The 11,874-nt window shown below is 39.1% G+C and carries 8 protein-coding genes; all 8 read left to right on the top strand.

What is annotated here, in order from left to right; translation table 11 throughout:
* Positions 1-149 precede the first annotated feature (149 nt).
* The 8 genes from G4D63_RS10955 to uvrA all read left to right on the top strand — a co-directional run bounded on the left by G4D63_RS10955 (position 150) and on the right by uvrA (position 11,546).
* A complete protein-coding gene (locus G4D63_RS10955; RefSeq protein WP_163179685.1) occupies positions 150-899 on the top strand; it encodes a glucose 1-dehydrogenase in 750 nt (249 codons plus the stop codon).
* Positions 900-1,036: 137 nt separating this feature from the next.
* Positions 1,037-2,146: an HD-GYP domain-containing protein gene (locus tag G4D63_RS10950; protein WP_163179684.1), complete on the top strand. Its 1,110-nt coding sequence runs from the start codon at positions 1,037-1,039 to the stop codon at positions 2,144-2,146.
* Positions 2,147-2,357: 211 nt separating this feature from the next.
* Positions 2,358-2,567 carry a hypothetical protein gene (locus G4D63_RS10945; protein WP_163179683.1) on the top strand — a complete coding sequence of 70 codons (210 nt, stop codon included), beginning with the start codon at positions 2,358-2,360 and terminating at the stop codon, positions 2,565-2,567.
* Positions 2,568-2,576: 9 nt separating this feature from the next.
* Entirely contained in the window at positions 2,577-4,118 is a 1,542-nt protein-coding gene (locus G4D63_RS10940) for a bifunctional diguanylate cyclase/phosphodiesterase (RefSeq protein ID WP_163179682.1), read from the top strand.
* Positions 4,119-4,225: 107 nt separating this feature from the next.
* A complete protein-coding gene (locus tag G4D63_RS10935; RefSeq protein WP_163179681.1) occupies positions 4,226-5,182 on the top strand; it encodes a DMT family transporter in 957 nt (318 codons plus the stop codon).
* A gap of 168 nt (positions 5,183-5,350) precedes the next feature.
* The gene (locus G4D63_RS10930; RefSeq protein ID WP_163179680.1) at positions 5,351-6,406 is read left to right on the top strand and encodes a D-alanyl-D-alanine carboxypeptidase family protein; all 1,056 of its coding nucleotides are present in this window, start codon (positions 5,351-5,353) and stop codon (positions 6,404-6,406) included.
* Positions 6,407-6,680: 274 nt separating this feature from the next.
* A complete protein-coding gene (uvrB, locus tag G4D63_RS10925; RefSeq protein ID WP_163179679.1) occupies positions 6,681-8,663 on the top strand; it encodes an excinuclease ABC subunit UvrB in 1,983 nt (660 codons plus the stop codon).
* A gap of 3 nt (positions 8,664-8,666) precedes the next feature.
* A complete protein-coding gene (uvrA, locus tag G4D63_RS10920; protein WP_163179678.1) occupies positions 8,667-11,546 on the top strand; it encodes an excinuclease ABC subunit UvrA in 2,880 nt (959 codons plus the stop codon).
* The last annotated feature ends 328 nt before the right edge of the window (positions 11,547-11,874 follow it).

Below are 11,874 nucleotides of genomic sequence, written 5' to 3'. Positions count from 1 at the left end.
GCTAATTTCCATGAAGACCACAGTTCAGACTGAACTGTGGTTTTATTTGTGATTAGCTATAAAAACTGGTAGGTTGGAAATATTGGAGTATATAAGGAACGAGTGTTTCGTAGTGAAGCTGGTATATAAAATAAAAAGGAGATATACATATGTCATTTCAAAATAAAGTAGTAATCGTAACTGGGGCAGCAAATGGAATTGGAAAAGCAATCTCTCAGCTTTATGCTGAAAAGGGGGCAAAGGTTGTTCTTGCAGATCTAGATGAGGCAGCAGGAAAAGCCCATGCTGAACACATCAACAATAGTGGTGGCGAAGCGATATTTGTCTTAACGGATGTTAGACGTGAAGAGGATCTACTACGTTTAATGCAGGAAACAAAGAGTGCATTTAATCAAATAGATATATTGGTAAATAATGCCGGCAAAAGTGAGTTCAAATCTCCTTATGAACTGACGATAGAAGAATGGGACGATATCATTCATACAAACCTCCGGAGTGTATTCCTAGGTTCCCGTGAGGCAGCAAAATATATGAGAGAAAATAAAGACGGTGGAGCAATTATTAATATTGCTTCTACCAGGGCGATTATGTCTGAGCCTTTTTCTGAAGCATATGCAGCCACAAAGGGTGGAATAGTATCACTTACACATGCCCTTGCTGCCTCGTTTGGAGAGGATCATATTACGGTCAATGCAATTTCACCGGGCTGGATTGAAACCGGTGACTATTCTACATTAAGAGGCATTGATCATGAACAACATCTTTCTAAACGTGTTGGTACACCAGAAGACATCGCTAGAGCCTGTTTGTATCTATCAGCCAAAGAAAATGATTTTGTGACAGGAATTAACCTTATAGTTGATGGTGGAATGACTAGGAAAATGATATATGAGGAATAAACTTTCAAAAGAATAATTAAATTTTTCTAAATTGCAAGTCTTTTTATTTGGAAACTTTTAATATAAACTTAAAACACGGTATTTGTCGAAAAATGTAGAATGAATTCACTCTAACCATACAGAAAGGTGAAGACATCATGGAGCTTAGGGCTGAAAAAATCTTAAAAATTTTATGGATTACATGTATAATGGGTGCACTAATTTTACATTCTATCTACCTGCTTTTTAGGGATGGATTTTCACCTATCTACTTTCTTTTGCTCTCCATTCTACTGTTAGGTTTCTTACCCTATACATTGCTTCACCGATTTATAGGAAAGAAATGTAGAGCAGATCTTCTTTTTATTAATGCTTGTCTAGTCACTACAGCTATAAGCTTATCATTACCTTTTTATAATTATTTCTTAATGATTTTCTTACCGTTAATCTCTATCCTTTTTAATCAACGAAGATTTTTTTACATAGGTAGCGCAGTTACGATCGGTGTAACAATCTATGAACTGTTTTTTAAAAACTATTTAGAAGAAATTAGTACTCTTCAAGCAAGTATCGACATAGCCTTCTTGTTTGCTTATTTGTTCATTTTGGATTTTGTCGTTCGTGCTAACGCTCAGTATACAAAAACCTCCTATATATATGATAAGACTTTAAACACTCTAATTTTAGCCGTAGAAGCAAAAGATGATTATACCCGTGGACATTCGATTAGAGTTTCTGATTATGCAATGATCCTTGGTCAATATATGTGTGATACAGGCTACAAAATTGACCTGGAATCTCTAAGGATTAGTTCAATCTTACATGATATCGGAAAAATAAATATCCCACAGGACATTCTTTCAAAAGAAGGTAAGCTTACCTTTGAGGAATATAATACGATAAAGAAACATTCACAATACGGAGCTGACCTAGCCAAAGAGTTAGGATATCCAAGTCATATTGTTGAAAGTATCCTTTCTCATCATGAACGCTTTGACGGAAAAGGATATCCAGAAGGAAAAGCAGATCAGGATACTCCTATTAATGCTAAAATCATCGCAATTGCCGACACCTTTGATGCGCTCACAAGCAATCGCTCGTATCGTAAAGCGTTTAGTGCTGACGAGGCAAGAAAAATTGTGTTGGATAGTATGGGTTCTCAATTTAATGCTAACTTTGAACCTGTTTTTGAAGCAGTCTATCCTAAGTTTGTAGAGTACCAAGCTAATGTAAAGAATGGTAATCAAGAGTTTTCAAAGGTTGTTTAAATGAAAAACTAAGCTTATTAAGGGATCCACCTAAATAAGCTTTTTTTATGTTTAATACTGTAAGTAGACTTTTATAAGGTATAGGAAGTAGCTCCTATTGACATCTATAACACGATAAAAAATAGGAGACCAGGGTGATAGGAAAAATGGTATCTTTGGCCCAAAATGAGAATATAGAAGTTTTATATTTTCTGTAGAGGGGAGGCGCAACATGTTTTCACATCCAAGAGACTTTAGTTACTTTCAAACGCTTAAACAAAGCTCTCAGGCCGTTTTTCAGTTATTACAAAATACAATTGGAATTAATACATTTTTCCTAGCTGTTAATGATCAGAAAACGAATTACTTTATTGAAGCATTTAACCGCGAAGAAACACTAGTTGAGGTCGGAACGTCTCTTCCTTTTGACAGTGTGTATTGAAGCTTAGTTATGAAACGTGGTCGTGAACCACTATTTATTCCTGAGCTTTCTGAAATTAATAACACAGACTTTCAGGATATCATTTCATCACTAGGAGGAGATGGGTGTTATTTTGGAGTTCCGTTGTTCACAAAGGAAAATCAAGTGATTGGCACCTTGTGTGGGATTGATACTAGGCCCTATTCCTTTTCGCAACAGGATATTCATTATATCAATTCCATTGCGCATCTCATTACACAAACGATTATATTAGAACGGCTTCTTATAAAAGATGATCTTACAGGGCTGTACAATCGACAGTTTGCACAGTCATACCTGGAAAATGACCAAAATCCCAAACATGAAATATTTTCGCTCCTCTATATGGACGTCGACCGTTTTAAGCTGATTAATGATAGCTATGGTCACGAAACTGGAGATCAGCTTGTATTGAAAATAGCAGAGCGAATTACTGAAATGCTCCATCAGAACGGAATTGCTTGTAGAATGGGCGGAGACGAATTTTTGGTCATCATTCCTAAGAATGATCACAAGTCGATTGATGATTATCTACATGAGGTAGAAAGTTTTGCTGAGGAGTTATCTGACGCTATTTCACAGCCCATTCTGGTTAACGGGGAAGAACTACAGGTTCATGTTAGCATCGGAATATCTATTTATCCTCTTCATGCGAAGGATATGGAGACTCTTTTAAAGAATGCAGATATGGCAATGTATAAAGCAAAAGAGAAGGGCTCTAAAATTGAGGTTTACGATCGACGTCAGGGAAAGACTTTAGCTCGGCAGTTATTGCTGGAAAATGAGATGCGAAAGGCTTTAGAGCGTGATGAATTTACCCTTCACTATCAATCTCAGTATGATATCCAAACTGGAAACATTGTTGGGTTAGAAGCGTTAATTCGGTGGGAGCATCCTATTTATGGAAGTATTTCGCCCGGAGAATTTATACCGATTGCTGAAGAGACAGGGTTTATTATTCAAATTGGTGAGTGGGTCATTAAACAAGTTTGTCAGGATGGTCAATCATGGCTGGAACAAGGTGGACAGCCTATTCAATTTTCACTTAATATTTCTTCAGAACAGATTAAGTCAAAACGCTTTGTGGAACGGGTTGAAAAAATTATTACAGAGACAGGCTTTGATCCTTGCTGGCTAAAATTTGAGATCACAGAGTCCATCTTTATGGAAAATTTGGATATCGCTGTGAAGGTGATTACCCAGCTTAAGGGGACAGGTTTATGGACCGCGCTTGATGATTTTGGGACTGGGTACTCATCATTGAGTTATATTAAACACTTACCTATTGATTACTTGAAAATCGATAGGGGATTTATTAAGGAAATCACTAATAATAATGGAGATCAGGCAATTGTAAAAGCAATGATCACGTTATGCAACGAGCTTGGGATTGGGGTTATTGCAGAGGGAATCGAGGACATGAGTCAACACCAATACTTAAAAAAACATGGCTGTCATATTGGTCAAGGCTTTTATTATCAACGTCCTGTTCCGTTTCAAACATTAGTGGAGATGAATAAGTTATCAATTTAAAGGGGGATTTTTTCCCCCTTTTTTTAATTTAGTAATGCACAATATAACTTCTGGGTGTATGATAGCTAAAAATGGAAATTGCCATACAGAAACGGGGACGAGTTCTTATGAAAGCATTTCTTATCGGAATCCTGTCATCGGCCTTTTTTGCCTGTACATTTATCCTCAACCGTTCTATGGAGCTATCAGGTGGTAGCTGGCTTTGGAGTGCATCACTTCGTTATTTTTTTATGATTCCTTTTCTTATATTAATTGCTGCTTTGAGGAGAAATTTAAAGGAGCTACTGAGAGAGCTTGTGGCTAAGCCACTTCCTTGGTTGCTGTGGAGCTTTGTAGGTTTCGGTCTTTTTTATGCTCCCATAACCTATGCAGCAGCATCTGGACCTGGCTGGTTAGTAGCTGGCACGTGGCAGTTTACGATCATTGCGGGAATTTTATTAACGCCATTATTTCTAGATTCAACAGGGATTCGTCGAGTAATCCCACTGAAAAGTCTACTGTTCTCGAGTTTGATTTTTATGGGTATTATCATTCTCCAACTAGAAAATGCAGAGAATGGACTAACGCTCCAGCTTGTTTTAACTGGAATGCTTCCAGTCGTCATTGCTGCCTTTGCCTATCCACTCGGAAATCGAAAAATGATGGAGCTTTATACTGGGAAGCTTGATACCTTTCAGCGTGTGCTTGGAATGACGCTAGCATCCATGCCTCTTTGGATCATCTTAGCTGTAACTGGGTATGCAACAGTCGGGGCTCCCAGTTCAGGTCAGATTTATCAGACGCTCTTGGTTGCCCTCACATCAGGCGTCATAGCTACTCTATTATTCTTTTTTGCGACAGAGCTAGTAAAAGATGATTCAGGAAAGCTGGCTGCCGTAGAAGCAACACAGTCCTCACAGGTCGTCTTTGTCATCGTAGGAGAAATGCTCTTTTTATCGATCCCACTGCCGTCCATGATTTCGTTCATAGGGATCCTGTTAGTCGTCACGGGAATGGTTTTACACAGTTTAATAAATAAGCAAAAGGTTTGGAACAATCGGAAGGCAAACAGACTCAGCGTGTAGGGGTCTTTTTTTTCTGAGAAATTAACAAATTATCCTAATAAAATACCTATCCCAAACGAAACGTATAGTGGTTTCTGCTTTTTTAAAGCATTAACAATGAATTGTAAATATAAAAAGTCTCATATAAATAGTATCAGTTGCAATTGATATCTCTTCAGGGAGGGGACAATGAAGACGACCAGGATTTTACTCATTGTGATTTTATTATTTCATAGTCTACTAGTACCAACGATCTTTGCTAAGAATGATGAGTTAAGCCTTCATAGTGAAAGTGCAATATTGATGGATGCTAAGACTGGCTTGGTATTGTACGAGAAAAATAGTACGAGCAGAATGTATCCAGCTAGTATTACAAAGCTGGTTTCAGGAATTGTTGCGATAGAGGAAGGGAATCTTACTGATGAGGTAGTAGTTAGTGAGAAAGCTAGAAATGTAGAAGGAACACGGGTCTATCTAAATGAGGGGGAAGTTGTATCATTGAAGAAACTTCTACAGGGCCTCTTAATCAACTCTGGTAATGATGCTGGAGTTGCTATTGCAGAGCATATCGATGGTTCAGTGGAAAACTTTTCACAGCGAATGAATACGTTTGTCTCAGAAAAGATCGGTGTGACTGATTCTTCGTTTGTTAATCCGCATGGTCTTTTTGATGAGAATCATTACACCACTGCCTATGATATGGCCAAAATTATGAGATATGCGATGCAAAATGAAGAGTTTAAAGAGATGATTAGTACTGAAACACTACCTTGGAAAGGGGAGAGCTGGGAAACAGTTCTTGTTAATCATCATCGAATGATGCGTGAAGTTCCTTATGAAGGAGTGATAGGTGGCAAGAATGGCTATGTTCAGAAGTCAGGCTTTACACTCGTTACAGTCGCTCAAAGAGGCGAGAGCCAGTTGATTGCTGTTACATTAAAGGCGTCTGGTAGAAACCAGCCTTATCAAGATACAATGGCTTTGTTTGACTACGGATTCAAGCATTATGACACTAGCTTTATCCCGGAATACCAATACAAGAATCAAGATACCTTGGAAAAGACCTTGCCTACAAAAGTAGATCCTGAGATTCATGCATCTAAGATAGAAGAAGTAAAAGGGGTGTCAGGAGAGGCTGAAAAGGGAGGACAAACTTTTCATAGTTGGCTGACTTTTTGTATCATATTAGTTTTTGTGTTTGTGCTGGTACTAAAATTCCGTAAAAAACAACAGTTTTATTTATAAATAAGAAGTTTTACGCCTATCCTTATGGGGTAGGCGTGTTTTATTATAAGCTTTTTTGCTGAAATAGCGGGAATTGCACAAAACTGTCTACTTATTGCACATAACTACATAATAATTCCACAAAAAATCATAATAATTGCACAAAACCAAGTGAGAATTGCACAAACCCACCAAACACGCACCTAAATATCGAATATTCGTTCGCATATTTCTTGGTTTTTTAATGGTTACTTGATACAATAAGATACAGAAAAGATGAACAGGAGGCTTTCGTGTGACAGATCAGTTCGAATTAGTCTCAGCCTATTCTCCACAAGGAGATCAGCCAAGAGCGATACAAAGGATTGTAGAAGGAATTCGAAATAACGAAAAACATCAGACGCTATTAGGTGCAACAGGAACAGGAAAAACATTTACAATCTCAAATGTAATTAAAGAGGTTAATAAACCAACATTAGTTATTGCTCATAATAAAACACTAGCGGGACAGCTATATAGTGAATTTAAAGAGTTTTTCCCGAATAATGCGGTTGAATATTTTGTTAGTTATTATGATTATTACCAACCGGAAGCCTATGTTCCGCAAACAGATACGTTTATTGAAAAGGATGCCTCAATTAATGATGAAATAGACAAGCTTCGCCATTCTGCGACCTCTTCCCTCATTGAGCGAAACGATGTCATCATTATTGCGAGTGTGTCTTGTATATATGGTTTAGGATCACCGGAAGAATATCGCGAGCTAGTGGTGTCACTTCGCGTTGGTATGGAGAAGGAAAGAAATCATTTACTAAGAGATCTAGTAGACATTCAATATGCACGAAATGATATTGATTTCCAGCGTGGTACATTCAGAGTTCGTGGTGATGTCGTGGAAATCTTCCCTGCTTCTCGTGATGAGCATTGTATCCGAGTAGAGTTTTTTGGTGATGAAATTGACCGAATTCGTGAGGTTGATGCATTAACCGGAGAGATTATTGCAGAACGTGAGCATGTGGCCATTTTCCCAGCCTCCCACTTCGTTACACGTGAAGAAAAAATGAAGGTTGCGATTGAAAATATTGAAGCAGAGCTAGAAGTTAGACTTGAAGAGCTTCGTGAAAATGGAAGGCTGTTAGAAGCACAGAGACTTGAGCAACGAACTCGTTATGATTTGGAAATGATGAGAGAAATGGGATTCTGTTCTGGAATTGAAAACTATTCGAGACATTTAACATTGCGTCCATCGGGTTCAACACCATACACATTAATCGACTTCTTTCCAAAGGACTTCTTGATTGTTGTTGACGAATCTCATGTTACGCTTCCACAAATTCGAGGAATGTTTAATGGAGATAAGGCTAGAAAGTCTGTGTTAGTTGACCATGGCTTTCGTCTTCCATCTGCTTTAGATAATCGACCGTTAACGTTTGATGAATTTGAAAAGCATGTTAACCAAATCGTGTATGTTTCAGCAACACCTGGTCCATATGAAATAGAGCATACACCACAAATGGTAGAACAAATTATCAGACCAACTGGGTTGTTAGATCCAACCATTGAGGTTCGACCGATTAAAGGACAAATTGATGACCTTCTTGGTGAGCTTCATCTTAGAATAGAAAAGAATGAACGTGTGCTAATCACAACGTTAACAAAGAAGATGTCAGAGGACTTAACAAATTACTTGAAGGAACTTGGCATTAAAGTTAATTATCTTCACTCAGAAATTAAAACGCTAGAACGGATCGAGATTATTCGAGATTTACGACTAGGGAAATATGATGTGCTCATTGGAATTAACCTTTTAAGAGAAGGATTGGATATTCCAGAGGTTTCACTCGTGGCTATTCTTGATGCAGATAAAGAAGGATTTTTACGATCTGAGCGTTCATTAATACAGACTACAGGACGGGCTGCTCGTAATGCGAATGGTCATGTTATCATGTATGCCGATAAGATTACAAACTCAATGGAAATTGCCATCAATGAGACAAAACGTCGTCGTGAAACTCAGGAGGCGTATAACAAGGAGCATGGTATTACTCCAAAAACGATTCAAAAGAAGATTCGCGATGTGATTCGGGCAACTGTTGCTGCAGAAACAGAAGAGCAGTATGATGCAGCACCATCATTCGCAAATCTATCTAAGCCAGAACGTAAAAAGCTGATGGAAAACCTTGAAGTGGAGATGAAGGAAGCGGCCAAGGCATTAAACTTTGAGCGAGCAGCAGAGCTTCGTGATTTGTTATTAGAACTGAAAGCGGAAGGAAAATAAGAAATGGCAATGGACAAAATTGTAGTAAAAGGGGCACGAGCCCATAACTTAAAGAACATAGATGTGACGATTCCTCGCGATAAACTAGTTGTATTAACAGGTCTATCTGGTTCAGGGAAGTCATCACTAGCCTTTGACACGATCTATGCAGAAGGGCAAAGGCGATATGTTGAGTCGCTTTCCGCTTATGCGAGACAGTTTCTTGGTCAAATGGATAAGCCCGATGTCGATGCGATTGAAGGTTTATCACCAGCTATTTCAATTGATCAAAAAACAACAAGTCGTAATCCACGTTCTACTGTAGGAACAGTAACAGAGGTTTATGATTACTTACGTTTACTGTTTGCACGAGTGGGTCGACCAATTTGCCCAATTCATGGTGTGGAAATTAGTTCACAGACGATTCAACAAATGGTAGACCGTATTCTAGAATATCCTGAACGTACGAAGCTACAAATTTTGGCACCGATTGTTAGTGGCAGAAAAGGGACGCATGTAAAGATTCTAGAGGATATTAAGAAGCAAGGCTTTGTTCGAGTGCGTGTGAATGGTGAACTGGTCGAACTATCTGATGAAATTGAGCTAGAAAAAAATAAGAAGCATTCAATTGAAGTGGTGATCGACCGCATTATCGTTAAAGAAGGCGTAGCTGCCCGTTTATCGGACTCCATTGAAACGGCACTACGACTAGGTGACGGAAAAGTCATGGTTGATGTGATGGATCATGAGGAGGAACTTCTATTCAGTGAGCATCATGCCTGTCCACACTGCGGCTTTTCAATCGGCGAGCTAGAGCCACGAATGTTTTCTTTTAACAGCCCATTTGGTGCGTGCCAAAGCTGTGATGGTCTAGGTACGAAGCTTGAGGTTGATATGGAACTTGTCATTCCAGATTGGGATAAGACGTTACGAGAGCATGCAATTGCACCGTGGGAGCCAACCAGCTCACAATATTATCCACAATTATTGGAATCAGTATGTGACCATTATGGTATCGATATGGATCTACCTGCGAAGGATGTTCCTAAGCATTTAATGGACAGGATCTTATATGGAAGTGAAGGAGAAGACATTTACTTCCGTTATGAAAATGATTTTGGACAAGTTCGCGAAAATTATGTGCCTTTTGAAGGTATTCTTGCCAATGTGGAGCGACGTTACCGTGAAACAAGTTCAGATTACATTCGTGAGCAAATGGAAAAGTATATGGCGCAGCTTCCGTGCCCAACCTGTGATGGGCATCGTTTGAAAAAAGAAAGTTTAGCTGTATTTGTTGGTGACAATCATATTGGTCATGTTACCAATTACTCGATTACCGAGGCATATAATTATGTGACAGGCTTAACTCTTTCTGAAAAGGAAACAAAGATTGCTGCCATGATTATTAGAGAGATTCAAGAACGACTTGGATTCCTGATCAATGTAGGTCTTGATTATTTAACAATGAGCCGTGCTGCCGGAACGCTTTCAGGTGGAGAGGCACAACGAATTCGCTTGGCTACTCAGATTGGTTCACGACTAACGGGAGTATTGTATATTCTAGATGAGCCTTCGATTGGTCTTCATCAGCGTGACAATGATCGCTTGATTCATACGTTGCAAAGTATGCGGGATATTGGCAATACACTGATTGTTGTCGAACATGATGAAGATACGATGATGGCAGCTGATTATTTAATTGATATAGGACCAGGTGCAGGAATTCATGGAGGACAAATTATCTCGGCGGGAACACCTGCTGAGGTAATGAACGATCCTAATTCTTTAACTGGTCAATATTTGTCCGGGAGAAAGTTCATTCCAATTCCGACTGAACGAAGAAAGCCCGATGGTCGCTTCATCGAGGTAATCGGTGCAAAAGAAAATAACTTAAAAAATGTGAAAGTTAAATTTCCTCTTGGAACCTTTATGGCAGTAACAGGAGTATCGGGATCAGGAAAAAGCACATTAATTAATGAAATTCTTTTTAAGTCATTAGCTCAAAAGCTAACCCGATCGAAGGCGAGACCAGGGGAGCATAAAGATGTGAAGGGAATTGAGCAATTAGAGAAGGTTATTGATATTGACCAATCTCCTATCGGTAGAACACCTCGTTCGAACCCGGCTACTTATACTGGTGTATTCGATGATATTCGTGATGTGTTTGCTTCTACAAATGAAGCAAAGGTACGTGGTTATAAAAAAGGAAGATTCAGCTTTAACGTTAAGGGTGGAAGATGTGAAGCTTGTCGTGGTGATGGAATTATTAAAATCGAAATGCATTTCCTTCCTGATGTGTACGTCCCATGTGAAGTATGTCATGGGAAGAGATATAACCGAGAAACACTAGAGGTTAAATATAAGGACAGGAATATCTCAGATGTTCTAGAAATGACTGTTGAGGACGCCTTAGAGTTCTTTACTAATATTCCAAAGATCAGCCGAAAGCTACAAACCATTGTTGATGTTGGACTAGGCTACGTAAAGCTTGGGCAGCCAGCAACCACCCTTTCAGGTGGAGAAGCACAGCGTGTTAAGCTTGCTTCTGAGCTTCATCGCCGCTCAACCGGCCGCTCAATGTATATTCTAGATGAACCAACCACAGGGTTACATGTTGATGATATCGCACGTCTTCTCGAAGTGCTGCAACGCTTAGTGGAAAATGGAGATACGGTATTAGTCATTGAGCATAATCTAGATGTGATCAAAGCGGCGGACTTTATAGTGGATCTAGGACCAGAAGGTGGAGATAAAGGTGGAACCATCGTAGCGACCGGAACGCCAGAGGATATCGTTAAGGTTGAAGCATCCTACACAGGTCGTTATTTGAAACCAGTCCTAGAACGAGATCGTGAACGAACGAATAAACGAATTAAAGAGTTAGAATCAATTGGACAATCCTAATTTTTCGAGCTCCAGCGATGATGCTGGGGCTTTGTTTGTGTGAAAAACTTATGAGGTGCTTGAAGTTAGGCTTAATATAGCTAACCGGGGGAGCCAATTGCGTGAAGATAGGATTAAATAAGTGCGAGTAGGAACTAATTGCGTGAGAATCAGAATGATTGTATGAACGTCGTACATTAATTGCGTGGAAATTAGGGATCATTGCGTAACTTAGCCAATGTGAGACTAGAGTAATGGAGAACACCTAGACCGACCGCAATAAAAATCCAGTTCAATTGTACTTAGGTCACTCTAACTATCGTCCAAAACAGGTTATATTTCCTACTTC

The sequence above is a fragment of the Bacillus mesophilus genome, assembly GCF_011008845.1.
GTDB lineage: Bacteria > Bacillota > Bacilli > Bacillales > SA4 > Bacillus_BS > Bacillus_BS mesophilus.
This window is presented reverse-complemented; position numbering and strand designations above follow the sequence as displayed.